We start from the raw sequence: 26,730 nt of genomic DNA on the forward strand, positions 1-26,730 counted from the left end.
CCATCGAACCTGGAGGCCCCACGTGAGATCCTACAAATCCCGCCCCCTCACCATCACCGCCGTCCTGGCATTCCTGCTGGCCCTGGTCGTCGTCCCGCTGACGACCGGCTCCGCGCAGGCCGCCCCGTCCGGCACGAACGACGTCATCGCCAACCTCTTCACCTGGAACTGGCCCTCGGTCTCCGCCGAGTGCACCAACGTGCTCGGCCCGGCCGGGTACGGAGGCGTCCAGGTGTCGCCCCCGCAGGACTCGATGAAGCTGTCCGGCACCCACTCGTGGTGGGAGCTCTACCAGCCCGCCGGTTACGACCTGACCAGCCGGATGGGCAGCCGCGCGCAGTTCTCGTCCATGGTCCAGGCCTGCCACGCGGCGGGCGTGAAGGTCTACGCCGACGCGGTGATCAACCACATGACCGGCCAGGGCTCGACGTCGTACGGCGGGAAGAGCTTCTCCAAGTACACCTACACGGGCACGTACTCGTCGGCCGACTTCCACTACTACCCGAACGCCTGCGGCAACTCCGACAACACCATCCACGACGGCGACTACACCGGCAGCGCGAACAACGTGCAGAAGTGCGAGCTGGTGGGCCTCGCCGACCTGGACACCGGCGCGAGCTACGTACGATCGCGGATCGCCACCTACCTCAACGACCTGCGGAGCCTCGGCGTCGACGGCTTCCGCGTGGACGCGGTCAAGCACATGAGCCCGGCCGACGTGGGGGCGATCTACAGCCAGGTCACCGGCTCCCCGTACATCTTCCAGGAAGTGATCTACGGCGCCGGCGAGGCCGTGCAGCCGAGCCAGTACACGGGGCTCGGCGACGTGCTGGACTTCCAGTACGGGCGCTACCTCAAGCAGAAGTTCGAGGGAAACATCTCCGAGCTGCAGACCTTCGGCGCGAGCTGGGGCGGGATGCAGCCGAGCGACAAGGCCGTCACCTTCGTCACCAACCATGACACCGAGCGCAACGGCTCGACCCTCACCTACAAGAGCGGCTCCACCTACAACCTGGCGAACATCTTCCAGCTGGCCTGGAACTTCGGCACGCCGCAGATCTACGACGGCTTCACCTTCAGCAACAACGACGCCTCGCCGCCCTCGGACGGCAACGGCTACGTGACGGCGGCGAACTGCTCCAGCGGATGGACCTGCCTGCACCGCGACGGCGCGATCAACGGCATGGTCGGCTTCCACAACACGGTCAAGGGCACCTCGGTGGCCAACTGGACCGCCCCCAGCTCCAGCGTCATCGCCTTCAGCCGGGGCGCCAAGGGATGGGTGGCCATCAACAACGGCTCCGGGTCCTACTCCGGCACCTTCACGACCGGCCTGCCCGCCGGGACGTACACCAACCTGACCGGCAGCGGCTCGGTGACCGTCAGCTCCAGCGGCACCGCGAGCGTCACCGTGCCGGCGAAGGGCGCGGTCGCCATCCGGGTCGGCGCGACCGGTACCCCGTCCCCCACCCCGACCTCCTCGGCCGTCGCCACCTCATTCAACGCGAACGTGACGACGTCGTGGGGGCAGAACGTCTTCGTGGTCGGGAACGTCCCCGAGCTGGGCAACTGGAACCCGGCGAGCGCCGTGGCGCTGTCGTCGGCGACGTATCCGATCTGGCGGGCCACGGTGAGCCTGCCGGCGAACACGGCCGTCCAGTACAAGTACATCAAGAAGAACACCGACGGCTCCGTCACCTGGGAAAGCGACCCGAACCGGTCGTTCACCACCCCCGGCGGCGGCACGGCCACGCGCGACGACACCTGGCGCTGAGCACCGTGGGCAGGCCGCGACCCGGCCTGCCCACCCCGGTCACAGCCGCAAGCGGGCGACGATCGGGGCGTGGTCGGAGTCCGCGGCGTCGCGGCGGCCGACCGGGTCCTCGGTGACCGACGGAAGGCCGTGCCCCACCACCGACCTGATCTCCTCGACCCGCTCGATGAGGGCGCGGCTGGCCAGGATGTGGTCGATCAGCTCCCCCCGGCCGTTGTGGATCCGCGAGTAGCGCTCGGCCTCGGGGATCAGGGTGGCGAGGTTCCACAACCGCCACGCGTCCCCCCGGTCGGGACGCAACGCGCCGGCCGTGCCCAGCTCGGAGCCGGGCGGCCCCAGCACGATCTGCGTGGTGGCCGCCTGCGGCTCGTCGTTGAAGTCGCCGAGGACGACCACCGGACGGTCCTGCCCGTGCCCGCCGACCAGCCGGTCCGCGAGCCCGCGCAGCGTGGTGGCCTCGGCCGCCCGCCGGTACAGCGCGTACGCGCCGTACCTGGCCCGCTCGCCCTCGTCGCGGGCCTGGAACCTGCCGCCGGGGAAGCTCAGCAGCTTGGACTTCAGGTGGCAGACCGCGACGTCCAGCGTGACGCCCTCGGCGAGCTCGACGCGTACGGCCAGCATGCCGCGGCTGGTCTGGGCGCTCGCGGGGCCGGTGTCGGCGTTCTGCACGGCGGCCAGCGGGGCGGCGAAGGCCGTGACGTTCTCAAGGACGGTCACGGGGAGGCGGCTGATCACTCCCACCCGGATCCCCCGCGCGTCCGGATGCGGTGACAGCTCGGTGTGCCATTCGCCGTCCAGCGCCGCCACCAGGTCGGCCAGCGCCTCCGGCTGGCCCACCTCCTGGACGCCGAGGACGTCGGGCCCCATCGCGGTGATCGTGCCGGCCAGCGCCGCGATCTTCTTCTGGTACGCCACCGCGTCGTGGGGACCGTACTCTCCCCCCGGCCGGTACAGGTTCTCCACGTTCCACGTGCCGACGACGACCACGAGCCCTCCCTGAACGTCCGTGACCCCCCGCCGTTCCACTATGACCACCTACACAGGGGTTGGCCACGCTTACGGGTAATGAGGCGGACTGCCACTATTTCTGAGCTGACAGCTCACTCGGGGTAGGCGATTCGAGAGGTATGTCGGCGTGGCGGACTGAGGAGCAGGCCAGCACCACGGCCGACACGCCAAGGCCACCGATGCCGGTCCAGAGCGCGGTGCGGTAGCTCGTCACGTCGGCGATGAGACCGCCCAGCGGTGCACCGACCACGATCGCGCCGCGGTTGAGGGAGCGGATCGTGGTGTTCATCCGGCCCTGCAACCGGTCGGGGGTGACCGACTGGCGGTAGGCCATCTCGTTCGGGCCCTCGATTCCCATCACCACCCAGAACAGGAACTGCCCCGCTGCCAGCATCACCAAAGCCGCCGGACCGGGCGCGGCCAAGGGCACCATTAGCCAGGCGAACGGCATGAGAGCCCGGGTGAGGATCATCGTCCGGCCGACGCCGAAGCGCCTGCCCGACAGGCCGGCGGCGGCTCCGCCGAGGACCGCGCCGACGCCGGCGCACGCGTACGTCACGCCGAGCTGGAACTCCCCGACCCCGACCCCACCGGTGTCCGGGCCGCGCAGCGCGTACAGCACGTAGACGGTCCCGAGCATGCTGTGGAACAGGAACCAGGCGTGCCCGCTCAGCGCCATCGGCGCCAGCATCCGGTGCCGGTACACCCAGGAGGTCCCCTCACGCAGCTCGGCGAGCAGGCTGCGGCGCTCGCCCGGTGGTGGCGCCGGCTCGGCCACGCGGATCGAGGCGATCAACAGGCCGGAGACCAGATAGGAGACGGCGTCCACCAGGATGGCCAACGGTGCGCCGACCGCCTTGATCAGCGCTCCGGCGAGCAGCGGGCCGGTGGTCTGGGCCACCGCGTCGGACTGCTCCAGCCTGGCGTTCGCGGAGGTGAGCATGGCCGACGGCACCAATCGGGGAAGAAAGGCCTGGTCGGCGGCATCGAAGAACAGTGACAGCGTCCCGAACGCCATCACGAACAGGATCAGCGCCGGCAGGGTGAGCAGGCCGGCGAGATACAGCAGGGGGATCGCGCAGAGCAGTACGGCGCGGGCGAGATCGGTGCCGACCAGGATGGGCTTGCGCCGGTAGCGGTCGACGATCACTCCGGCGACCAGGCCGATCAGCAGGTACGGCACCCAGCGGGCCGCGTTCAGCAGGCCAAGCTCGGTGGCCGTGGCGTCCAATGTCACCGCCGCGAGGATCTGCAGGGCAAGGGTCGTCACATAGGTACCGAACGCCGAAACCGTCGACGCCCCCCAAAACCGCCGATACCCAGGAAGACCCACCAGCCGCGGCATAGCCAAAACCCTAGCAATGCCAAACATCGCCGCCCTCCGGCCCCAGTCGAGGGCAAATCGCCTACGTGGTGGGCGACCAATACAGGTAGCGGCTGAGTTCGCCACGATGGGAACGATTCCTTCTCGCGCTGGGACGGCGTTCCCGGGTTAGCGGATCATCGGCTAAGTGAAGATCCTTGCGTACGCGGCGATAGCCGTGGTCTGGTGGCGGCCGCCTGCGGCACACAAAGCCCTGAGGGGGACGCCCAATCCCCGGCTGCCGACGCACGAAGGCGTGACGCGAGCAAGCAGCCGCCCCCGTCACCCTCGCGCTCATCCAAGCTGGAAGTCACGGTGCTGAAGCCAGGGGAGAAGCTCGACATTCCGAACCCAGGTGGTGGAAGGCGGTCGAGAGCAGGCGCCGGGCGGCGTCGGCGTAGCGGATGGCGGCGTGTTCCCGAAGATGGCGGAGATGTGGAGCGCGTCGGGGCGGCGGGTGCGAGCTTCTTCGAGCTGGCGATCCATTCGGATCTGGTTGATCGTGACGCCGAGGCCGCGTACCTGCTTGGTGAACCACCAAGCAATGAGCCGGGTGGCGGCGCACGGATTCCGCAGAAACCGTCAGCGTAGATGCAGGACCGATTCGGCGATGCTCCAACCGCTGGCGATGACTTGCTGCGCCGCCGCCCGGGTGACCGTTCCCCTGCAGATCGCGCTGTGCAGGCGGCTCTCGACCGCGTCCTTGGGGTTGTTGGGGCCGGCGCCGGTCTTCTGGCCGGGTGATGGCGATTCGACCCACAGGTTGTACGGGTCGTTGGTGTCCCCGCCGAGCTGCAGGCGGATGAGGTGGTGGTACTCGGCATCGTGCAACGATCCGGTGTCCGTAGGACTTGGCGTTGGCGGACTTCTTCCGGTAGGTGATTTTCACCGGGGGGCGAATGCCGCTGGTGTACCCGCCGCTGCGGCAAATCGTCGTCTTCAACGCGCCAACGCCGAACCGGCGTTGGGTGGCCGACCTGACGTACGTGCGGACTCTGTCCAGTGGGTGTACACGGCATTCGTGATGGATTTATACTCGCGGATGATTGTTTCGGATAAATGGCCAGGTAACCGACTGTGCGGGACGACCACAGGGCGGACCTGGGAGGTGGCGTGCTGGTCAGCGACGTCATGACGGCGTTCCCGGCCTACATACGGCTCGGCGCGACCATCCGGCGGGCGGCTGAGATGGTCAGCGTGTCGGAGGTCGGCCAGCTGATGGTCCTGGACCACGACGGCCGGTTCGTCGGGTCGCTGTCCGAGGAGGACCTGGTGCGGGCCATGCTGCCCGGCTTCGACGACGTGACCGCCGCCGGCGGCACGCTCGCCGACGCGTTTCAGATTTTCCTGGAGCGGGGCCGCGCCCTCGCCGACCGCGTCATCGACCCCCTCGTCGTGCGCGACACGGCGACGGTCCGATCGATCGACGAACTCGCCCGGGCGGCGATCGTGATGCTCGAGCGCGGGATCCGAAGGCTTCCCGTGGTCGACGACGGGACTCTCGTGGGCACGCTGTCCCGGGCCGATCTGTGCCGTGCGGTGATCTACCATTCCTGATCTCCGGCTGATTCTCACCGATCGGCACACCCGAGAGACCAGCGAGCGGGTGTGCGCGCTGCCGGCCACTCTCGGCCGGGACAGCGGTGCGGCGGCGGTGGTGCTGGACGACGGTACCGTCTCCCGGCGCCACGCGCGGCTGGAGATCGCCGACAGCCATCTGGTGCTCACCGATCTCGGCAGCTCCAACGGAACCTACGTGAACGACGCGCGGGTGACGCGCCGGGTGCTCGTCCCCGGGGATCGAGTGCGCATCGGCCGATATGAGCTGACGTGGACGTTCTTCGACCCGGAGGCGACGGCGCTCGGCCAGCTGACCGTACTGCGGCCGGTTGCGCCGCCACGTATCGCCGCACGACGCGTGGTGGAGGCCGCCGAGGCGCACAACCGGCGAGTCGGGCACGAACTCGACGGATTCCTTTCGCTCGCGCATGGATATCTGCCAGCCGAGCCGCCGCTGCTGGCCTTCCCGGAATCGCACCGAGCCTGGGACGAGATGACCGACCAGCTCCCGGACCTGTTCCGTCGGCTATCGCTGCGCCGGGCGTTCGATGCGATGCCGGTGCTCGACGCCCGGCCCGAGGCGTTGCCCGACCGATACCTGTTGCGCGCCTCGACTCTGCTCGGCGTTTTCGCCCACGCCTATCAGTACATGGCGATCGATCCGCCGACCGCTTTGCCCGAGTCGCTGCTGCGACCGTGGACCACGGTCTCGCGCCGGCTGGGCAAGAAGATCCCGGCCGTCTCCTACATCGATCTGTTCTTCTACAACTGGCGGCTGCGCGATCCCGCCGGGCCGCGGGTGCTGGACAACATGGACCTGCTCGTGCCGACCTGGAACAACGCGGCGGAGCGGGTGTTCTACCTGGCCACCACCGAATTCGCGATGGGGCTCACGCCCGTGCTGGGCGCCATGCTGGATGCTCAGGAGGCCGTCGTCGCGGACGATCCGGCCGCCTTGGAGAGCGCGCTACTGGTGATCCTCGACCGGTTGCAGCACGTCACCCAGGCCATTTATCCGCAGATCGATCCGAACCCCCGCGCCCGGCATCCGCTGGATCAGGTGCTGTGGGCTAAGACGGTCGGCACCGCGGGCGTCCCGATCTTCGAAGGCGCACCCAGCCCGAGCGGCACCGCGCAACCGCAGATCCACGCGCTGGACGCGTTTCTCGAGCGCCGCAGCTACAGCTCGCTGGTCGGGCAACAGAGCGTCTACCTCGCCGGATTTTTCCCGCGGCACTGGCAGGAGCTGGTGGCCGCGTTGCGTGAGGTGTCGGTGCGCCAGTACGTCGAGGACACCCGCAGCAGCACCTTGCGCGGCATCTACAACGCCATGCTCGACGCCTATGTGGGCGACCGCGGCTGGATGGGCTTGCACCGCATCAAGGCGTACGGCTTTCTGGAGGTGGCGTTCAAGGTCGGCCGGCAGGTGACGACCGGCGCCCGGTTCACCGGACTGTTCAAGGACCGGACCTGGGACAAGGTGGACGACCAGCTGGCCGTCGTCCGCGACGAGCGCCGCCCGCCTGTGGGTCCGCCGGTGGTGTTGGGGACCGCCCGCCGGGGCCGTGTCGTCACCGGAGAGTCCGGTGCCTGGACCTGCTATCTGGAGATCGACGTCACCGGGCAGGGCGTGCACCACTTGCCCGGTGACCGGGTCGGCGTGCTGGCCGAGAACGACGACGAGTTGGTGCGCCGCACCGTCGCCGCTCTGCAGGCGACCGGCGACGAGTTGGTGCGGCTCACCCCGAAGTGGCGAGCGGCGGTGGCCTGCCGGGCAGGCTACGGCGAGGTCGACGTGCTGCCGCTGCGGACATTGCTGCGCTTCGCCCGGCTCCGGCCGATCGGACGGGACGTGGCGAAACGGCTGGCGAAACTGACGGCCGTGGGCCCGTGGCAGCGCGTGGTGGACGCCCGCATGGAGGACCAGTGGGAGCTGTGGGACGTCCTGAACCTGTTGTACGCGGGCGGGTATGACGTCACCCGGCTGTGGAAGGCGGATTCACGCGAGGATGACGCGTTCTGCGCGGTGATTGCGCCCGAGCCGTTCCGGCTGTATTCGATCGCCTCGGCGCCGCCGCCCGGCCAACCGGCCACCACGCTGCAACTGGTGGTCGCCGGCCTCCATTACACCTCCGCCCGGACGCCGTGGTCGTACCCGCGGGAACGGCAAGGCACGGCATCGCATTTCCTGCGCCGGGCGAGCGTCGAGGGTCGGCACCGGCTGTCGCTGCAGATCGTCCCCACGCCCCGGTTCCGGCTGCCGGCCGACCCTGCCCGGCCCGTCGTCATGTTCGCGGCCGGTTCCGGGATCGCCCCGTTCCTGGGCTTCGTCGCCGCGCGCACCGGGTCGGGCGAGAATCGGCTCTATCTGGGGATCCGGACGCCGGAGGGATTCGTCGAGCACACGGACTTGGACGCGGCGGCGGCCGCGGGCCGGCTGAAACTCTCCGTCGCGTTCTCCCGCGCCGATGCCGCGATCGGATTCGACGGCCGGCGCCACGTCGTCCAAGCCGGACAGCGGCGCCGGGTGGACGACGTGATCCGCGCCGAGGCGGACGCACTGTGGGAGCTGTTGCGCTCCACTGACGACGGCGGCCGCGGCGCATTCGTCTACGTGTGCGGCAGCGCACGGTTCGCCGTCTCCGTACTCCAGGCGTTGACCGACATCGTGCCCGGCGACGGCCGCGAATTCCTCCGCCAACTGGTGGCCGACGGACGTCTGGGCACGGACGTCTTCACCACCTATCTGGGCCACGTGCAGCAGGGTCCTCGCTTCGAGGTGTCGGATCTGGCGCAGCACAACACCTCCGACGCGGGCTACTGGATGGCGATCGGCGGAGCGGTGTTCGACGTCAGCGAATTCCTGCACCTGCACATCGGCGGACCGCACATCATCCGCAATCACGTCGGGCTCGACGCGACCGCGGCGTATCGAAAAGTGCTGCACCACGCGCACGCCGAGATCGACGCCCAACTCGCGATGTACCAGATCGGCCATCTGCGCCGGCTGCAGTTCGGCGCCCGGTGGGGCGTGGTGCTCACCGAGGACGGTCTGCACGCGCTGCCGCTGGAAGAACTGTTCCGGACCTGGGTACGGTTCGTGTACCTGCTGGTCGGCATGGAAAATTCGTTGACCGCCGACTACGGATTCACCACGTCGGTCACCACCTTGGGCGAAGATCCCCGGGAGCTGACGCCCTTCAAGGCGCAGTACGTCCTCGAGGCGCACCGGCGGTTCCTGGTCAGTTATCTGGACGGGCTGGTGCACGAGGACCTGCGCACCCTGTGGCAACTCACCGTCGGCTTCTGCGACCCACACCTGGACATCCGGTCCTTCGACACCGATCTCGCCGCCATGTCCGCGCGGTCGGATGCCGGGCTGGTCCGGCATTCCGTATCCGCCGTTATGGAGCTACTGCTCGCCGGGGACGACTTCCGGCGGGTCACGGCGCTGTGCCGCATCTACACGCACGTGGACGTCCAACTGCTGCGCGACCTGAAATCCGCTGCGCTGGAAGGAATCCGGGCGTTCGAGATCCACGAGGCCGACGTCGTCGAGCAGGCGGGAGCCACGCTGCTGAACGCGGCACGCGAGGCGCTCGCTGCGGTCTCGGTCTACTACCAGCGCCTCGCCGAGCAGACCCGCGGCCAGGGCATCACCGCCGACGGTGCCGTCGAGGAGACGATCCCGGCCGACCGGGGCCTGCCCGGCCACGGCGGTCCACTACCGCTTCCCGACTGACGCTCGATCGCGACAAGGGATCAGCGGCGCCGATCCGCGGACCGCACCGACCTTGCGTCGAGGTGGCTGCGTCGCCGATCCCTGTCGGAGGGGCCGGCGGCGATGGCGAGTCCGGCGGAGGAGCGGAGACCGTGGGGTCCGGCCTCCGCTCCCCCGGCGGGGTGTCGTGTCGCCGCTACTTCAACCTGATGGTCGCGAAGTGGCTGGCATGGGATACGCGAGATCGCTCGACGGCTGGGGCGGGCCCCTCGACGATCTCGCGGAAGCTGAAGCGGAACATGCGCCCGCACGATCAGGGCATCTACGATGCCGACCTGGCTCACGCCCGCGCTCGGGCGAACGCACGTCGCGAGCGAGCCGGGAAGCGTTCTCCTCCAGGGGCGGGGCGGCCGAGAACGTTCTGCAGGTACTGGGTGGTGAAGTAGAAGAAACCGATCATGGCGCCCAGATACAGGAGCCGGGCCAGGTAGGCGCCGACGCGTTCCCGGCTGGCGAAGAGGTGCAGGGGCATGATCGGCTGTGCGGCGCGGGCCTCGTTGAGTACCAGCACGACCAGCAGTGCCAACCCGACGGCGATCGCGGTGATGGTCGTCGGGCTGCCCCAGCCGGCCTCGGCTGAGTGCATGATGCCGAACACCAAGGCGCCGACACCGAGGGTGGCGCAGAGGGCGCCGAACAGGTCGAAGCGGCCGGCGGCCCGGCCGGTCTCCGGCAGCACCCTTGGTGCGAGGACCATCATGGCGGCGCCGATGGGCACGTTGATGAAGAAGCCGGCCCGCCAGGAGACCCAGTGCGCGGCGGCCCCGCCGATGACCATGCCCAGGCTCGCGCCGATCCCCGCGGTCGCCCCGTACCAGGCCACGGCCCGGACGCGTTCACGCCCTTCGGGGGAGCTCACGGTCAGCAGCACCGGGCCGGTCCCAGGAAGGGGTTACGGGCGGACGAGGACCTTGAGGGCGGTGCGGTCGTTCATGGCCTTGTAGCCGTCCGGGACCTCCTCAAGGCCGACGGTGCGGTCGAAGACCTTGCCCGGGTCGACCGTGCCGTCCAAGACGCCGGGCAGCAGCTCCTCGATGTAGGCGCGCACCGGCGCGGGGCCGCCCGTCAGGGTGGTGTTCTTGCCGAAGAACGACCACCCGATCGGGCCCTGGTCGTACTGCGGCACACCAACGCGGCTGATGATGCCGCCGGGACGGACGATGCCGACCGACTGCTCGTAGGCGGGCATGTGCCCGACGGCCTCAAGGACTTTGCGCGCACCCAAGCCGCCGGTGAGCTCAAGGACCTTGGCGATGCCCTCTTCGCCGCGCTCGGGAACGACGTCGGTGGCCCCGAACTCGACCCCCAGGTCGGTGCGATCCTTGTGGCGCCCCATGAGAATGATGCGCTCCGCTCCCAGCTGCTTGGCCGACAGCACGGCCAGCAGGCCGACGGCGCCGTCGCCGATGACCGCGACGGTGTCACCCTTCGTGACCTTCGCCCGCTTGGCGGCGTGGTAGCCGGTGCCGTACACGTCCGACAAGGTCAGCAGCGACGGCAGCGACGCGGAGTCCTCGGTGATGCCGGGAACCTTGACCAGGGTGCCGTCTGCCTGCGGGACGCGCACCGCCTCGGCCTGGCCGCCGAGAGTGCCGTTGCCGTCGTTCCAGAACCCACCGTGCGCACAGGAAGTGTGCAGGCCTTCGCGGCAGAACTCGCAGGTGCCGTCCGACCAGGCGAACGGGGCGATGACGAAGTCGCCCTTCCTCACGGTGGTGACCTCGGAGCCGGCCTCTTCGACGATGCCGACGAACTCGTGCCCCATCGTCGTGCCCTCCGGGGTCGCCGGCAGGCCGCGGTACGGGTGCAGGTCCGACCCGCAGACGCAAGATCGGGTGACGCGCACCACCGCGTCCGTGGACTGATGGATGACCGCGTCCGGGATCGTCTCGATGCGAACGTCTCCGGCGCCGTACATGAACGTGGCTCGCATGTGGCCCTTTCCTGGTTGCGAGAAGTCGAACCGGCCGCAGGCGCTGATGCGCTTCCTTGCGGCCGGTGATCCCAGTGAAACGCGGGTCTCACGTGCGCGGGAGTGCCTGTCGTGCCCGGTAATGCCAGTGCCTCCCTCACGTCCAGGTGCCCGGCGTACCGTCGTAGGCATGGACCCTCAGACCGAGATCCGCGAGTTCCTCAGCTCGCGCCGGGCCCGGATCACCCCGGAACAGGCCGGCCTGCCCGCCTACGGCGGCAACCGCCGCGTCAAGGGGCTTCGCCGTGAGGAAGTCGCCATGCTCGCCGGGGTCTCCGTGGACTACTACGTGCGCATGGAGCGCGGCACCCTCGCCGGGGCATCCGACAGCGTCCTGGAATCTCTCGCCCGCGCGTTGCAGCTCTACGAGGCCGAACACGACCACCTGTTCGACCTGGCACGCAAGTCCAACGCGTCGCCGGCGCCGAGGCGTCGGAGCGCACCACAGCAGGTGCGGCCGTCCGTTCAGCAGGTCCTCGACGCGATCACCGACGCGCCGGCCTGGGTCCGGAACGATCGGCACGACATGCTGGCGGCGAACCGGATGGCCCGCGCGCTCTACACGCCCATGCTCGCCGACCCGAGGCGACCGGCGAACAGCGCCCGCTTCATCTACCTCGACCCGGCGTCCAAGGAATTCTTCCAGGACTGGGAGAGAGCCGCCGACGACATCGCCGCCATGCTCAGATCAGAAGCCGGAAAACACCCCTACGACAAGGCGCTGACCGAGCTGATCGGCGAGCTGTCCACTCGCAGCGAGACCTTCCGGCAGCGCTGGGCGGCACACAACGTCCGCTTCCACCGCACCGGCTTCAAGAAGCTGCACCACCCGGTCGTCGGCGACCTCGACCTCAACTTCGAGGCCATGGAACTGCCCTCCGACCCCGGCCTGACCATCCTCGTCTACACCGCCGCCCCCGGCACTCCCAGCGCAGACGCGCTCAAACTGCTCGCGAGCTGGGCCGCGACCCAAGAAGAGGTTTCGAGGCCGGGCGGGAAGACCAAGGCGCCCACCTCAGCCCCCCACGGCCCTGCCGCGCACGATGTTGATAACCCCGGAGCCTGAGCGCCTCCGCCAAAGGCGACAAGAAGCGTCCCGCCTGGTTACGGCGGCCGGTGTCGCACCCGTCTGGTGGACGACCGCCCGCGGCTTCCATGCGTCTGCCCGTTAGTCTCGAGCTTTCACGATCTTCATCTGGCCGGCTGAGCGGTTCACCCGTCCCACGCCGCGGACGCCGCGGCGGCACGCACGAAGTGCTCGGCGTATGCGTCGCCGGCGAGGGCATCGCGCCGGTGGGTCTCGATCGCCCGCGCGGTGGCGACCATGAGGGCGGTCAGGCCGATGCCGCCTTCGACACCGGTGTGCTGGGCACCTGGCACGCCTTCTCCTCTCCGGCGGGCGGCGCCCACGAGTCCGGATGTCGTGGGTGGCGAAGTGGGCGCCGTAGACGACGGCTATGAAGCGCAGGATGTCCGCGACCGGCAGGTGCAGGCCGGAGGTGCAGTAATACCGCTCCGCATGATCAGCAGCCCCTAGCCACGTTGCCTACGCTGCTGATATGGGCAACGTAGTAGACGAGGTAGACAAGGCCAACGTATGTGTCACGGTCCGCCCGGCATATGCGGCGGCGAACTTGATCTGCTTGCTGCCGGGCAGGCCCAGTCCGCCCGGCAAGAGGGATCACGGCGTCCCACTCCACCGCCATCACGTCGGCTTCATAGACCGTGTCCCTCATGCTCGCCGGCGCTCTCCGCCCGGGCCGGTAGGAGCATGGCGGTGACGACCACAGCCACGGACAGCACCGCGCCGATGATGAAGGCCAGTCGCATGCCGCCGAGGTTGGCGAGCGCCTCGGTGGCTCCCTCGGATTTCAGGGCATCGGCTCGCGCGCTCATCACGGTGATCACGAGCGCGGTGCCGATGGCCGCGGCGACCTGCTGGAGCGTGCTCAGGATGGAGCTGCCGTGGGAGTAGAGGTGCGAGGGAACCGCTCCGAGCCCGAGGGTGAACACCGGGGTAAAGGTCGCGGCCAGACTCACCATCAGCAGCGCGTGCAGACCGAGGAGCTGCCAGTACGGCATGGTCATCGTGACCTGGGTGAAGCCAGCGAGCGCGAGCGTGATCCCGATCGAGCCGGGGATAACCAGAACCCGGCCGCCGAACCTGTCGAACAGGCGGCCGACGGTCGGACCGAGCAGACCCATCGCGAGGCCGCCCGGCATCACGAGGAGTCCGGTCTGCAGGGCGCTGAGTTCGCGGACGTTTTGCAGATAAAGCGGCAGCAAGATCATTGAGCCGAGCATCGCCATGAAGGCCACCGACATCAGGATCAGCGCGACCGTGTAGGTGCGGTGCCGAAGGGTCCGCAGGTCCATCAGCGGCACGCCGCGCTTCTGCAACGACAGCTGGCGAACGATGAAGACGGCGATGGTGACCAGGCCGGCCGCCACGATTCCGGCGGCAACGCCGACGTTACCGCTGTCGAACCGGCTAAGCCCGTAGACCAGGCCGCCGAAGCCGGCCGCGGCGGTTGCCACACTGAACCAGTCAATAGTGCTGAACTCAGGCTGGCCAATGTTCTTGAGCTGCCTTAAGCCGCCCCAAGTGATCACGGCGGCGATGGGGAGCACCACGGCGAAGAGCAGGCGCCAAGACCCGAACTGAAGGATCACCCCCGAGATCGCTGGGCCCATTGCGGGCGCGACCGAGATGGCCAGGCTGACGGTGCCCATCACCCGGCCCCGGTCTTTCTCCGGCACCACCTGCATCAGCGTCGTCATCAGCAACGGCATCATCACAGCTGTCCCGGACGCTTGGATGATCCGGGCGCCCAGCAGCACCTCAAACGACGGCGCGACGGCGGCTAACGCCGTGCCGAGCAGGAACAGACCCATCGCCGTGGCGTACGCGTGGCGCGTGGACACCCGCTGCAGGAACCACCCGGTGATCGGGATGACCGCGGCCATGGTCAGCATGAAGGCGGTCGAGAGCCACTGCGCGGTCTGCTCGGTGATGTGCAGCGCCCCCATCAACTGCGGGATCGCATTGATCATGATCGTCTCGTTGAGGATGACCACGAATGTGGCGAGCACCAGCAGTCGGATCACGGCCGGGGTGCGACCTGAAACCGTTGCCGCGGATTTGGCAAGTGAGTCGAGCTGTGGACTGGACACGGAACCTCGTTCGGGGTTTTCGGGCACAACGTGGTCATGGCTGGCGTCGCAGCCTTCGGTCTCACGAGCAGTCATAGCCATGCAGCAAATACTGGCTGCAGCCACCGACAAAACTCATCGACCGCGACCAGCCTTGCGGCAAGCGATGTAAGACGTCACCTGGTTTTCACCGACAGCGCCATCCGTGAAGAGCTGATCACGAAGAACGTCGCCGGTCTTACTGTCATGCCGAACGCCAGCAAGTCGACGAAGAAGCGCCGCCAGCACACCACCAGGAGCCTCGACCAAGCCCGCCGCTTCCTCGAACACTCCGAAATGTCTGCGAGCCCCTGTACGCCGCCTACGTCCTGGTGCTCCTCCTCAGCCTGCGTCGCGGCGAAGTGCTCGGCCTGGTCTGGGACGGCGTCGACTTCGACGGCGAAGACCCCGAAACCCGCAAGGCGCTGAAGCGCCTGAACAAGCGACTGACCCCGTAGCTGTATCTCGCAGCTGTACAAGATCAGAAGACCCCCGCAATCATCGCGAGGGGGCCTAATCAGTTCTGGGACCATGAAGTTGTAGAGGTTAGATGTGCGGCATGGCTGGCACCTTGCCGTCTGGCCCCGGCGCTTGCCCGTTGAGCTGCCGCTGGGACTCGCCGTCACACCCGTACTTCGGCACGGGTTTTCCTTTGAAGGTGGAGACGCCGCCAGTTTGGACGTCATCCTGTTCCAGCGGGATGCTGTACCCGCGTATCCCGGCGCGGGCGGCCTCGATGTCGCTGAGCAGTTGGCGCTCCGTGCCCGTGTATCCATTCTTACTGACGTCGAGCGCGCCCAGCCACCCCAAGTATTCGGCGTTCGCCGGGTAGTCCGACCTGCTGGTGTTGTGCGGCGGCATGGTGAACCCGAACCGGGCCAGACACCGGGCGGCAAGCATGTACCGGGCGACTGTGGCCCGCCACCGCCAGGCGGCCGAGCGCCTGGCGGTAGCGGGGCGTCATGGGTTGTCATCTCGGCACCCGCAGGCCACGGCGAGACGGGGCGGTCAGCGGGCCGGACCAGGCGCCCGGCCCGCTGACCGCCGCCACCCCGTTCAGGCGCGGGGCAGCCGCAGGCCCGACATGCCGCCGTCGACGGCGAGCGCCATCCCGGTGGTCGCACCGGCCGCGGGGTCGGCGAGGTAGGCGACGGCCGCGGCGACCTCCTCCGCGCTGACCAACCGGCCGGTGGGCTGGCGGGCCGCGAGGCGCGTCTTCTCCCCCTCCGGGTCGTCGGTCCGCGCGAGCAGCCGTGCCACCCATGGCGTGTCGACCGTGCCGGGGGCAATGCAGTTGACCCTGATGCCCTCGGCGACCAGGTCGGCCGCCATCGCCAGGGTCAGCGCGTGCACCGCGCCCTTCGACGCCGAATACAGGGCCCGCTGCACCAGCCCGGCCGTCGCGGCGATCGACGAGGTGTTCACGATCGCGCCGTGCGCACTGCGGCGCAGGTACGGCAGTGCGGCCTTGGTTGTGCGGGCGACCCCGACGACGTTGATGTCGAGCACCCGGTGCCACTCCGCGTCGTCGTTCGCCTCAACGGTGCCGACGGCACTGACGCCCGCGTTGTTGACCAGGATGTCGATGCCGCCGAAGGCGGCGGCCACCTCGGCCATGGCCTTTTCCAGCGACACGGAGTCGGCGACGTCTGCGACGACGCCGAGCGTGGCGCCGCCCTGCTCACCGGGGTCGAGGTCGAGCACGCCCACCTTCGCCCCACCCGCGACGAACGCCTCGACGCATGCCTTGCCGATCCCCGAGCCACCTCCGGTGACCACGGCGACCAATCCGTCAAAATTTCCCATATCGCTTCCTTTCAAATGAACCCGAGCTCGCGGTGCAGCTCGGCCACCGCGGCCATGAACGCCTCCCGGTCGAGGACCGCACCGGCGTACCTTCCGGTGGCGACTGGCTCGTTGAAGAACCTGTCGGGGAGGGTGTCCGCCTCGAGACTGATGCGGAGCCGCCGGTTCACCTCCCGCTGCAGCCGCAGCCGCTCCGCGCCGAGCGACAGCACGTCGGGCCGCTCACCGGTGACCGCCTCAACCAGCGCCTCCACCTGCGCAAGCGTGAGCGGACGGGTGGGCGTCGCGGCGTACGGGCAGATGCCGAGCGCGTCGAGACCGCTCCACAGCCGCAGGAGCTGCGCGGTGCGGACAACATCGATCTCACCCCGCGGGCGCGGTACGCTCACGCCCAATCCCGCCATTTCCGGATAGCTGTGGGGCAGGCCCTCGGCCGGGTCGAAGTCGAGATCGTGCTCGATGATGTCGTAGCGCGGCCCGATCGGTGCGACCGCGTACCCGAGTCCGAGGTTCGGCTGCACCCGCGGGTCGAAGGGCGGCAACTCCACCCCCTTGCTCGCCATGGCATGGTCCGGGGCGATCCTGGCCGAACCCTCGCCGAGCGGGTCGCCTCCGGCCCCGATCCGCTCGATCACGGAAGGCACCTCGGCAGCCGGCACGCCCGCGGCCGCGAGGGTGCCGCCTAGCGACACCGGGTCCAGCCCGAGCTGCACGCACCTCGCGTGCACGGCCCACGGATCGGCGACGCCAAGATTGGGCCCGAGCATGGCGAGCGCCTCCTGATGCAGCGCCGCCCCGGCGTAGACCTTGATGCAGTCGGTCGGGCAGCCGGGACAGGCGGCGATCCGCTCCAGCGCAGGCGCGGTGCCGACGCCGCCGCGCGAGGTGGTGTCGGCGAAACCGGCCACCGGCGCATAGCCGGGCTCGGCCGACCAGACCCCGAAACCCGGCTCGCCATGCTGCCAGGCGGTGAGCGGATTGCCGGGCAGCGCCGCCGCGTAGTCGGCGGCTACCCGGCCCAGCGCGTCGGAATCGGCGACCGGCGGCGTGGATCCACCGACGCAGACGACCGCCTTGACGTTCTTGGTGCCGAGCACCGCGCCCAGTCCGAGCCTGGGCAGCGGATGGTCCCCGCAGGTGACGATCGAGGCGTACCGCACACCGTGCTCACCGGCCGGCCCGATCACCGCCACCGCGGCGCCGGCGCCGTACCTGGCGAGCAGGGCGTCGGTGGCCGGGCCGGTCTCCAGTCCCCATAACTCTCCGGCCGGGTCGAGCCTGGCCTGCCCCGCCTCGACCACCACGCAGACGGGTCCGGCCGCCCGGCCGTGCAGCACCACGCCGGTGACCCCGGCCGCCCGCAGCCCCGCGGCGTACGGACCTTCCGCCCGCGTCTCCGCGACACCGCCGGACAGCGGCGAGAGCCCGACGGCGGCGCACCGCGCCAGCCCAGGCCCCGCCACCCCGGCGACACTGCTCGCCACGAGCGCCAGCGGCGCGTCGGCCGGCTCGACCGGGCCGTCGATGGCGTCGAGAAGCACCCGCAGCGCGGCGACCGGCCCGTCGAAGTCACCGGCCGGACGCATCTGCGCGTGCCCGGTGGCCAGCTCGACGTGGATCAACGCCATGCCGGGCCGTTCGGGTAGGAGAACACGGCCAGCGTCTCGGGCCGCAGCTCCGCGGAGAAGCCGGGCGCGCTGGGCGGCATGTACGCCCCGTTGGAGATCACCACCGGATCGACGAAGTGCTCGTGCAGGTGGTCGACGTACTCGATGACCCGGTCCTGCAGCGATCCGGAGACCGCGGCGTAGTCGAACATCGACAGGTGCTGGACCAGCTCACACAGCCCGACGCCGCCCGCGTGCGGGCAGACCGGCCTGCCGTACCTGGCGGCGAGCAGCAGGATCGCGATGTTCTCGTTGACCCCGGCGACCCGGCACGCGTCGATCTGCACGAAGTCGACCGCGTCGGCCTGCAGGAGCTGCTTGAAGACGATCCGGTTCTGCATGTGCTCGCCGGTGGCGACCTTGACCGGCCGCCCGCCCGGGCCCGCGGCGGCCAGGGCGCGCCTGATGGCGGCGTGCCCGAGCACGTCGTCGGGGCTGGTGGGCTCTTCGATCCACCACGGGTCGTACGGCGCGAGCGCGGTCATCCATTCGACCGCGTCGGCGACGTCCCAGCGCTGGTTCGCGTCAACGGCGATGCGAATCCCCGGTCCGACCGCCTCCCTGGCCAGGGCCATCCTGCGCAGGTCGTCATCGAGGTCGGCGCCGACCTTGAGTTTGATCTGCGTGTATCCGTCGGTGACGGCCTGCTTGGCGAGCCGTACGAGCTTGGCGTCGTCGTAGCCGAGCCAGCCCGGCGACGTCGTGTACGCCGGGTACCCGTGCCGTTCGAGCTCGGCGATGCGTTCCTGCTTGCCCGGACTGGCCGCCTTGAGGAGGTCGAGCGCCTCGGCGGGGGTGAGGGCGTCGGTGAGATAGCGCCAGTCGACGAGGTCGACGAGCTGCTCCGGACTCATGTCGGCGAGCAGCCGCCACACCGGCTTGCCCGCGACCCGCGCGGCCAGGTCCCACGCGGCGTTGACGACAGCCGCCGTCGCCAAGTGGATCACGCCCTTCTCCGGGCCGAGCCAGCGCAGCTGGGAATCATGGGTGAGGCGCCTGGCGAACTCCCCCAGGTCGTCCACCGGCCGGCCGACCACGAGCGGGGCAAGGGCGTCGATGGCGGCCCGGCAGACGTCGTTGCCCCGGCCGATCGTGAACGTGAACCCATGCCCGTCCATGCCCGCATCCGTACGCAGGATCAGGTAGGCGGCGGAATAGTCCGGGTCGGGGTTCATGGCGTCGGAGCCGTCGAGCTGCCGCGAGGTCGGAAAGCGGATGTCGTGCGTCTCGACCGCGGTGATTTTCATTTCACCGCCCGCAAGGCCGAGCGCTGCCGGCCGAGACCATCGATCTCGACCTCCATCACGTCGCCCGGCGCGAGGTAGGGGAACCGACCGGACAGGGCCACACCCTGCGGCGTGCCCGTGTTGATGACATCGCCGGGTTCGAGCACCGTGTACTGCGACAGGTGCCAGATCAGGTAGGCGACATCGAAGATCATGTCAGCCGTGGTGGAGTCCTGCCTGGGCTCGCCGTTCACCCACGATCGCAGGCCGAAGGCGCGCGGGTCGCCCGCCTCGTCGGGAGTCACGAGCCACGGGCCGAGCGGGTTGAACGTTTCGCATGACTTGCCCTTGGACCACTGCCCGCCGGAGACGGCGAGCTGGAAATCCCGCTCGGAGACGTCGTTCGAGACGGCGTACCCCGCCACATAGGCGAGCGCCACCTCCGGCGACTCGATATAGCGGGCGGTCCGACCGATGACGACGGCCAGCTCGACCTCCCAGTCCGTCTTCTTCGAGCCGCGCGGGACGAGCACGTCGTCGTACGGCCCGACGACCGTGTTCGGCGCCTTGTAGAAGATGATCGGCACTTCGGGCGGCTCGCTGCCCGACTCGGCCGCGTGGGCGGCGTAGTTCTGGCCGATGCAGAGCACGACACCCGGCCGGGCGATCGGCGCACCGATCCGCTGCCCCGCGACGTCGATTTCCGGCAACCGGACAGCCTGGTCGGCGCCGACACCGCCGGAGGCGAGAAATGCCCCGTCGATGTCCCTGGTGACGCCGGACAGGTCAAAGTATCGACCGTCGACGTGAGCCACGGGGCGCTCGGCCCCCGCCGGGCCCACCCGCATGTACCTCATGAGATCTCCAACTGATAGATGCTGATCGCCGTGGTCGCGAAGATGTCGTCGGGCGTCCCGCCGAGGATCTCCTCGAACGCCGCGCGAACTTCGGTGTAGGAGGCCGCCACCTCGCAGACCGGCCAGTCCGACCCGAACATGAGCCGGCCGCCGCCGAACATCTCCACGGCGGTCTCGACAAAGGGACGCAGGTCTTCGACCGTCCAGTGGGACCAATCGGCCTCGGCCACGAGGCCGGACATCTTCGCCACGACGTTCGGGCATGCGGCCACCGGGGCGATGAGGGCGCGCCATTCGTCCACACCCCCCGCGCCGGCGGCGACCCTCGGCTTGCCGAGGTGGTCGAGGACGAACCGGGAGTCCGGCAGCGCCCGCGCCGCCCTGGCCACCGACGGCAGTTGCGGGCCACGCACGACCACCTCGTTGACGAGTCCGGCCGCGGCGACCGCGCGCAGACCCGCCCGCACATCGAGCCGGTCGAGGAAGTCGTCGGGATGGCCCTGCACCTGGTCCCGGATGCCGACGAGCAGGTGACCCCCGGTCCCGGCCCGATGGCCGGCGATGACGTCGGCCAGGGTGGGGTCGGTGAGCGACGCCCAGCCGACGACACCGGCGATCTCCGGGGTCGCCGCCGCGGTCGCCAGGAACTCGGTGGTCTCGGCGGCGTCACACCGGCCGGCCTCGACCAGGACCGTCCGGTCGACGCCCGCGGCGCGCAGGTTCTTCCGCAGGTCCTCCACGCCGTAGTCGCGGCGGATCCGGTCGAGCGCCGGATCGGCCAGCCATGGGTAGTCGGCGGTCCAGAGATGCTGGTGGGAGTCGATGATCACGGCGTCGGCACCTCCTCGGGGAGCAGCCCTTCGCGGCGCAGGTCCTGCCAGAGCCGGTCCGGGATGTGGTGGGAGAACATCGCCACGGCGTCGGCCACCTCAGCAGGCGAGCGGGCGCCGATGACGACGCTCACGACCGCCGGGTGGCCGAGCGGGAACTGGATCGCGGCGGCCCGCAGCGGCACGTCATGCCGGGCGCAGATCTCTTGTACGGCGAGCGCCCGAGCCAGCAGGCCGGCCGGGGCGGGGAGGTAGTCGTAGGTGGCGCCGGGCTTGGGGTCGGCGAGCAGGCCGGAGTTGTAGACACCCCCGGCGATGACGGAAACCCCCTGCTCGGCGGCCAGTGGTAGCAGTTCGGCGAGGCCGGACTGGTCGAGCAGCGTGTACCGGCCGGCGAGCAGCACGCAGTCGACTTCACCGGTACGGACGAAGTCCGCCAGCATCTCGGTCTGGTTCATCCCGACCGAGACCGCCCCGATCCGGCCCTCGGCGCGGAGCCGTACCAGAGCCGGTAGGGCCCCGGCGAGCGCCTCGGGGTAATGGTCGTCGGGGTCGTGGATGTGCAGCACGTCGGCCCGCTCCAGGCCGAGCCGGTCCAGGCTCTCCGCGTAGGACCGCAGCACCCCCTCGGAGCTGAAGTCCCGGATTGGCACGACGTCTGTCGGCTCGGCCCAGATGGTATCGTTCCGGTCGCCGGGGTCGGGGGCGGCCTCCCGGCCACCGGACCCGACAAGCCGGCGACCGACCTTTGTGGAGACGGCGAACTCCGCGCGGGGTTTGCCGGCCAGTACCCGGCCCGCGCGCCGCTCGGAGAGCCCGCTGCCGTACAGCGGCGCGGTGTCGAAGTATCGGAGGCCGAGTTCCCAGGCCTGCTCGACGGTGGCGTACGCCTGCCCGTCGCCGACCTCCCGGTAGAGCCCGGCGAGCGGGGCGAGCCCGAGGCCGAGCCGGGTCACCTGCACGTCCGTCCGGCCCAGCCGGACCCGATCAGTGGGATTCATGCCGCTTCACCCTCACCCGCGGGTGGCCGCGCAGGGCCGGTCCCCGCGTGGACCAACCGTATGATCGCCTGGCTCATCCGGGCGTAGTCGTGGTCGTTGACCAGCTCGCCGCGGAGGCTGAAGTCGTTCATCACCGCGATCCGGTCGGCGAGGGTGACGATCTCCGGCAGGTCTGACGAGATCAGCAGCAGCGCCAGCCCGGAACCGGCCAGTTCGGCGATCAGCTCATGGAAGGCCGCCTTGGTGCGAACGTCGATGCCGACCGTCGGTTCGTCCACGATCAGGATCTCGCAGTTGGCGGCGAGCCACTTCGCGAGGCTGACCTTCTGCTGGTTGCCGCCGGAGAGCTGGCCCGCGAGCTGGGAAGGCGAAGAGATCCGGATGCCCAGCCGGTTGACGTACTGGGCCACCAGGCGACGTTCCGCCCCATCGGTCACCAGCCCGGCCCTGGCCAGGCCCCGCCACACGGTGACACCGACGTTGCGGGTGATCGGCTGGTCGAGGAAGAGGCCCTCTTCCTTGCGGTTCTCCGTCACGTAGCCGATCCGGTAGCGGCGAAGCGCATCACCGACATCGCGGATACGCACCGGACGGCCCTGAACCTCCACCGTTCCCGACGTGATCCGGTCGAGCCCGAGCAGCGCCTTGGCCAGTTCGCTGCGGCCGGCCCCGACCAGGCCGTACAGTCCGAGGATCTCCCCCGGACGTACGGACAGGGAGATGTCGCGGTGGCCCCGCGCGGTGCACACCTTGTCGAGTCGCAAGGCCGGCGCCGTCTCCGGGTCGACGTGACGCTCGGCGAGGCGGACCGAGGAGTACGCCCGCCCGACCATGAGGTCGACGATCTGGTCCTGCGTATAGTCGGCGAGCGGCTTGGCCTCGGCCACGCTGCGCCCGTCGCGCAGCACGGTGACCGTGTCCGCGACCGCGAAGACCTCCTCCAGCTTGTGGCTCACCAGCACGACGGCGTGCCCGCTGTCGCGCAGCCTGCGCACGATCCCGTAGAGCCGGTCGGCCTCATCCCCGGTGAGCGACGCGGTCGGCTCGTCGAGCAGCAGCACCTTGCTGTCGACGCTCAGCGCCTTGGCGATCTCAACCAGCTGCGCCTGCGCCACGGACAGCCGGGAGACCGGGGTGTCCGGGTCGAGGTCCAGGTCGAGCAGGTCAAGGCAGCGGCGGGCCTCGGCACGCATCCGCGCCCGGTCGACCAGCCCGAAGCGCCGCGGCAGGTGGTGCAGCACGATGTTCTCCGCGATGGAGAACTCGGGGATCAGGTTGCGCTCCTGGTGGACCACGCCGATGCCGGCCCGCTGGGCGTCGAGCGGCCCGTTCATGTGCAACTCGGTGTCGCCGAGCAGGACCCTCCCGCCGTCCGGCCGGTACACGCCGGTAATGATCTTGATGAGCGTGCTCTTGCCTGCGCCGTTCTCGCCCAGGAGGGCGTGCACGCTGCCCGCGGCGAGCCGCAGGGTGGCGCCGTCCAGCGCGCGCACTCCCGGGAACGTCTTCACCAGGCTCTCGGCGGTGAGCATCATGACGACCCCTTCGACAACTTCTGTCGTACGGTGCCGAGCAGCACCGCACCAAGGACGACCGCGCCGATGATCAGGTCGATCCAGCGCGGGTTGATGTCGAACTGCGCCTGCATGACGTCGACCAGCCGGACCAGGAACGCCGCAAGGCAGGTGCCGACAACGCTGACCACTCCGCCGGTGAGCGCCACCCCGCCGATGATCGGCGCGGCGAAGCTCGGCAGCAGCAGATCGTCGCCGATGCTGTAATTGACGGAGCCGGAGGCGGCGACCGTGATGATGGCGGCGACCCCGGCGAGCAGGCCGCTGAGCCCGTGCGCGATGACGATCGACCGGTCGTTGGAGACACCGGACAGCCGGGCGGCGAACGGGCTGCCGCCGGTTGCCAGCAACTGCCGGCCGGTGACCGTGCGGCCGAAGAACATGGCCACCAGGGCGGCCACCACCAGCGCGAGGACGAAGACGACCGGCAGGCCGAGCACTGAGGCGGTGCCGAGGTCGCGCAGCCCTTGCGAGTAGCCCTGGAAGGTGCCCGGGCCGTTCACCCCGTACCGCAGCCCCACGATGATCGTCATGGTGGCGAGGGTCACGATGAAGCCGTTGATCCGGGTGAACACGACGAGCAGCCCGTTGACGAGACCGGCGGCGAGGCCGACCCCGAGCGCGCCCAGCACGGCCAATGGGGCGGGCAGGCCGGCTTCGAGCATGAGCCATGCCGCGACCATGGCGCACAGGCCCGTGAGCGCGCCGACCGACAGGTTCATCTGGCCGATGGCCAGCACCACCATCTGGGAGAGCCCGATGACGATCGGGACGGCGAGGAACCGGAAGAACGCGTCCAGCGTGCCGCGGGAGAGCAGATTGCCGTCCGTGGCGATGGCAAGCGCGACGAAGCCGGCGAGGGCGAGCACGGCGAGGGTGAACTCCGGCCGGACGGTGACCTCCTTGAGCCTCCCGCCGAGAGCGGTACGGCCGGCCGTCGTGGTACCGGTGCTCATACCCGCACCCCCCTTCGTTCTGCGACGACGTGGCGCACCCGGTCAAGCGACAGCGCGACCAGCAGCACCATGCCGATGTAGAGATTGAGCTGGTCGAGCTGGAACTGCAGCAGGTTCAGCCCCTTGTAGATGACCTGGGTGAGCGTCGCGCCCAGCACCGTGCCGAGGATGCTGACGGCGCCACCGGCCAGCAGCGTGCCGCCGAGCACCGGGCCGAGGAACGACGGCAGCAGGAACGAGTCGCCGATGCTCGCCGAGAACGCTCCGTTGTTCGCGGCGAGCAGGAAACCGGCGAGCCCGGCGAGCAGCCCGCTGAGCGCGTGCGCCTGCACCACCCGGTTCCGGATGGGGATGCCGGACAGCTCGGCGGCCTTTCCGTTGGCGCCGGTCATCAGGATCTCGCGGCCCAGCCTGCTGAAGCGGAACAGCAACCCCACCACGAGCGCCGCGACAAGCGCGATCGGCACGACCAAGGGGATGTTGGGGCCGCAGATGTCGCCCGTGCAGTAGTCGGCGAACGTGTCGTTGCGCAGGGCATCCATGCCGGCGGGCTGACCGCTGAAGGCGACGCCGTCGGTGAACCGGCTGTAGAGGATCGTGATGAGACCCACCAGGGCGAAGTCCATCGCCAGCGTGACCACGAACGAGTTGACCCCGGTACGCGAGATGATCAGCCCGGCGAGCGCGCCCAGCAACATCCCGACGATCAGCCCGATCACCAGGCTGATCACCAGCGACAAGCCGAGCCGGTCATAGGCGAGCCCCATGGCGAACGCGCTCATCGCGGCCATGCGGCCGACGGCCATGTTCATGTGCCCGAGCGACAGGACCGCCAGCTGGGAGAGGCCGACCACCGCGTACACGCTGATGTCCGACTGCAGCGGCACCAGCGTGAGCGTGGTGTCCATGAACGCGGGACGCAGCGCGGTGAAGAGCGCGACGAGGGCGATCAGCAGGATGAGCAGGCCGATGCGCGGGTTGGCCCAGAGCGGCATCATCGACGTCCTGCGCGGTTCCGGCGAGCCCGCCGCCGGCGCCTCGGATGGAGACGTGGTCTGCGTGCTCACCGGACTCTCCGGTCGTCGATCGCGTCACGGTCCCACTCGATGCCGAGCCCCGGAGTCGTAGGCGGCAGGGCGTGCCCGTCGACGATTTCGGTCTCCCGGCGGGTGATCGCCCTGAGCTGTGGGATGTGCTCCAGGTAGCGGCTGTTCGGCACGGCGCAGCAGAGGCTCACGTGCAGCTCCATGAGGAAGTGCGGGCAGACCGGCACGTTGTACGCCTCGGCCAGGTGCGCGACCTTGAGCCACGGGGTGATTCCGCCGATGCGCGCCACGTCCACCTGTACGATGCCGGCCGCCTGCCGGTGGAGATACTCGCGGAACTGCGCCACCGAGTAGAGCGACTCCCCGACCGCAACGGGGATCGAGGCGGACGCGGCCAGCGCCTGGTGTCCGGAGACGTCATCGCTCGGCAGCGGCTCCTCGAACCAGTAGGGGTCAAACGGTTCGAGGAGCCGTGCCCGCCTGATGGCTTCCGCGGCGGTGAGTGACTGGTTGGCGTCGAGCATCAGGTCGAAGTTCTGCCCGACGGCCGCGCGGACGGCGGCCAGCCGTTCCGCGTCCTCCACGGGAGAGCGACCGATCTTGAGCTTCACCCCGGGCCAGCCCGCGGCCTGGCTGGCCTTCGCACCGGTGATGAGCTCCTCGGTGGTGAGGTGCAGCCAGCCCCCCTCGGTGTCGTACAGCGGGATGCGGTCCTTCGCACCACCCGCGAGCACCCACAGCGGCTGTCCCGCGTCGCGGCACCGCCAGTCCCACAGGGCCGTGTCGACGGCGGCGAGGGCGAGGGAGGTGATCGCCCCGACCGTGGTCGCCCGGGTCGCGGCGAACAGGTCGTGCCACACCGACTCAACCCGACGAGCGTCCGCGCCTACCAGCCTCGGTAACAGGTAGTCGCGCAGCAGGGCGAGCACGGCCGTACCACCGGTGCCGATCGTGTACGAGTAGCCGGTGCCGGTGCCGCCGTCGTCGGTCTGGATCTCGACGAAGACGGTCTCCTGCTTGATGAACGACTGGACGGCGTCCGTGCGTACGGTCTCGACCTCCAGGTCGACGAGATACGCCTCGGCGTGAGTGATCGCGGGCAAGGGGAGGCTCCTAC

23 protein-coding genes are annotated in these 26,730 nt (G+C 69.6%); 4 read left to right on the forward strand and 19 right to left on the reverse strand.

Annotated elements, in window-relative coordinates; translation table 11 throughout:
* Nucleotides 1-22 precede the first annotated feature (22 nt).
* A complete protein-coding gene (locus tag OG589_RS23800) occupies nt 23-1,774 on the forward strand; it encodes a carbohydrate-binding module family 20 domain-containing protein (RefSeq protein ID WP_405139630.1) in 1,752 nt (583 codons plus the stop codon).
* Between the two features lie 39 nt (nt 1,775-1,813).
* Here the strand turns inward: OG589_RS23800 and OG589_RS23805 are convergent, their stop codons facing one another.
* The 3 genes from OG589_RS23805 to OG589_RS23815 form a co-directional block, all read right to left on the reverse strand.
* A complete protein-coding gene (locus tag OG589_RS23805) occupies nt 1,814-2,761 on the reverse strand; it encodes an endonuclease/exonuclease/phosphatase family protein (RefSeq protein WP_405139632.1) in 948 nt (315 codons plus the stop codon).
* Between the two features lie 94 nt (nt 2,762-2,855).
* Nucleotides 2,856-4,154: an MFS transporter gene (locus tag OG589_RS23810; RefSeq protein WP_405152108.1), complete on the reverse strand. Its 1,299-nt coding sequence runs from the start codon at nt 4,152-4,154 to the stop codon at nt 2,856-2,858.
* A gap of 573 nt (nt 4,155-4,727) precedes the next feature.
* Complete coding sequence (locus tag OG589_RS23815) at nt 4,728-4,976, reverse strand: hypothetical protein (RefSeq protein WP_405139634.1); 249 nt, start codon at nt 4,974-4,976, stop codon at nt 4,728-4,730.
* A gap of 282 nt (nt 4,977-5,258) precedes the next feature.
* Here OG589_RS23815 and OG589_RS23820 point away from each other — a divergent pair, with 282 nt between their 5' ends.
* On the forward strand, nt 5,259-5,702 hold the full coding sequence (locus OG589_RS23820) for an HPP family protein (protein WP_405139636.1): 444 nt from the start codon (nt 5,259-5,261) through the stop codon (nt 5,700-5,702).
* A 49-nt stretch (nt 5,703-5,751) separates the two neighbouring features.
* Entirely contained in the window at nt 5,752-9,447 is a 3,696-nt protein-coding gene (locus OG589_RS23825) for an FHA domain-containing protein (RefSeq protein ID WP_405139638.1), read from the forward strand.
* 319 nt (nt 9,448-9,766) lie between these two features.
* Here OG589_RS23825 and OG589_RS23830 read toward each other — a convergent pair whose 3' ends face one another.
* Both OG589_RS23830 and OG589_RS23835 read right to left on the reverse strand, forming a co-directional pair.
* Nucleotides 9,767-10,357, reverse strand: a complete 591-nt coding sequence (locus OG589_RS23830; RefSeq protein ID WP_405139640.1) for an MFS transporter — start codon at nt 10,355-10,357, stop codon at nt 9,767-9,769.
* Between the two features lie 21 nt (nt 10,358-10,378).
* Nucleotides 10,379-11,419, reverse strand: coding sequence for a zinc-dependent alcohol dehydrogenase family protein (locus tag OG589_RS23835; RefSeq protein WP_405139642.1), 1,041 nt, complete (start codon nt 11,417-11,419; stop codon nt 10,379-10,381).
* 169 nt (nt 11,420-11,588) lie between these two features.
* On the opposite strand from OG589_RS23835, the gene OG589_RS23840 reads away from it, so the two are divergent.
* A complete protein-coding gene (locus OG589_RS23840; RefSeq protein WP_405139644.1) occupies nt 11,589-12,524 on the forward strand; it encodes a helix-turn-helix transcriptional regulator in 936 nt (311 codons plus the stop codon).
* A 146-nt stretch (nt 12,525-12,670) separates the two neighbouring features.
* On the opposite strand, the gene OG589_RS23845 is transcribed toward OG589_RS23840, so the two are convergent.
* The 14 genes from OG589_RS23845 to OG589_RS23910 all read right to left on the reverse strand — a co-directional run bounded on the left by OG589_RS23845 (nt 12,671) and on the right by OG589_RS23910 (nt 26,716).
* Complete coding sequence (locus tag OG589_RS23845) at nt 12,671-12,838, reverse strand: hypothetical protein (RefSeq protein ID WP_405139646.1); 168 nt, start codon at nt 12,836-12,838, stop codon at nt 12,671-12,673.
* A gap of 336 nt (nt 12,839-13,174) precedes the next feature.
* The gene (locus tag OG589_RS23850) at nt 13,175-14,707 is read right to left on the reverse strand and encodes an MDR family MFS transporter (protein ID WP_405139648.1); all 1,533 of its coding nucleotides are present in this window, start codon (nt 14,705-14,707) and stop codon (nt 13,175-13,177) included.
* 80 nt (nt 14,708-14,787) lie between these two features.
* A complete protein-coding gene (locus tag OG589_RS23855; RefSeq protein ID WP_405139650.1) occupies nt 14,788-15,183 on the reverse strand; it encodes a hypothetical protein in 396 nt (131 codons plus the stop codon).
* Nucleotides 15,184-15,196: 13 nt separating this feature from the next.
* Nucleotides 15,197-15,550 carry a hypothetical protein gene (locus OG589_RS23860; RefSeq protein WP_405139652.1) on the reverse strand — a complete coding sequence of 118 codons (354 nt, stop codon included), beginning with the start codon at nt 15,548-15,550 and terminating at the stop codon, nt 15,197-15,199.
* A 156-nt stretch (nt 15,551-15,706) separates the two neighbouring features.
* The gene (locus OG589_RS23865; RefSeq protein ID WP_405139654.1) at nt 15,707-16,456 is read right to left on the reverse strand and encodes an SDR family NAD(P)-dependent oxidoreductase; all 750 of its coding nucleotides are present in this window, start codon (nt 16,454-16,456) and stop codon (nt 15,707-15,709) included.
* 11 nt (nt 16,457-16,467) lie between these two features.
* A complete protein-coding gene (locus OG589_RS23870) occupies nt 16,468-18,084 on the reverse strand; it encodes an aldehyde ferredoxin oxidoreductase N-terminal domain-containing protein (protein WP_405139656.1) in 1,617 nt (538 codons plus the stop codon).
* Nucleotides 18,075-19,370, reverse strand: a complete 1,296-nt coding sequence (locus OG589_RS23875) for an L-fuconate dehydratase (RefSeq protein ID WP_405139658.1) — start codon at nt 19,368-19,370, stop codon at nt 18,075-18,077. Before OG589_RS23875 ends, OG589_RS23870 begins: the two co-directional genes overlap by 10 nt.
* On the reverse strand, nt 19,367-20,206 hold the full coding sequence (locus OG589_RS23880; RefSeq protein WP_405139660.1) for a fumarylacetoacetate hydrolase family protein: 840 nt from the start codon (nt 20,204-20,206) through the stop codon (nt 19,367-19,369). The genes OG589_RS23875 and OG589_RS23880 overlap by 4 nt, the downstream gene beginning before the upstream one ends.
* Complete coding sequence (locus tag OG589_RS23885) at nt 20,203-21,036, reverse strand: amidohydrolase family protein (protein ID WP_405139662.1); 834 nt, start codon at nt 21,034-21,036, stop codon at nt 20,203-20,205. Before OG589_RS23885 ends, OG589_RS23880 begins: the two co-directional genes overlap by 4 nt.
* Nucleotides 21,033-22,037 carry an aldo/keto reductase gene (locus tag OG589_RS23890; RefSeq protein ID WP_405139664.1) on the reverse strand — a complete coding sequence of 335 codons (1,005 nt, stop codon included), beginning with the start codon at nt 22,035-22,037 and terminating at the stop codon, nt 21,033-21,035. The genes OG589_RS23885 and OG589_RS23890 overlap by 4 nt, the downstream gene beginning before the upstream one ends.
* Entirely contained in the window at nt 22,034-23,572 is a 1,539-nt protein-coding gene (locus OG589_RS23895) for a sugar ABC transporter ATP-binding protein (RefSeq protein ID WP_405139666.1), read from the reverse strand. The genes OG589_RS23890 and OG589_RS23895 overlap by 4 nt, the downstream gene beginning before the upstream one ends.
* Nucleotides 23,569-24,567: an ABC transporter permease gene (locus tag OG589_RS23900; protein ID WP_405139668.1), complete on the reverse strand. Its 999-nt coding sequence runs from the start codon at nt 24,565-24,567 to the stop codon at nt 23,569-23,571. The genes OG589_RS23895 and OG589_RS23900 overlap by 4 nt, the downstream gene beginning before the upstream one ends.
* Nucleotides 24,564-25,634, reverse strand: coding sequence for an ABC transporter permease (locus OG589_RS23905; protein ID WP_405139670.1), 1,071 nt, complete (start codon nt 25,632-25,634; stop codon nt 24,564-24,566). The genes OG589_RS23900 and OG589_RS23905 overlap by 4 nt, the downstream gene beginning before the upstream one ends.
* Nucleotides 25,631-26,716, reverse strand: coding sequence for a mandelate racemase/muconate lactonizing enzyme family protein (locus tag OG589_RS23910; protein ID WP_405139672.1), 1,086 nt, complete (start codon nt 26,714-26,716; stop codon nt 25,631-25,633). The genes OG589_RS23905 and OG589_RS23910 overlap by 4 nt, the downstream gene beginning before the upstream one ends.
* Between the last annotated feature and the right edge of the window lie 14 nt (nt 26,717-26,730).

The organism is Sphaerisporangium sp. NBC_01403, from assembly GCF_045040145.1.
In the GTDB taxonomy this organism is placed as follows: Bacteria; Actinomycetota; Actinomycetes; order Streptosporangiales; family Streptosporangiaceae; genus Sphaerisporangium; species Sphaerisporangium viridialbum.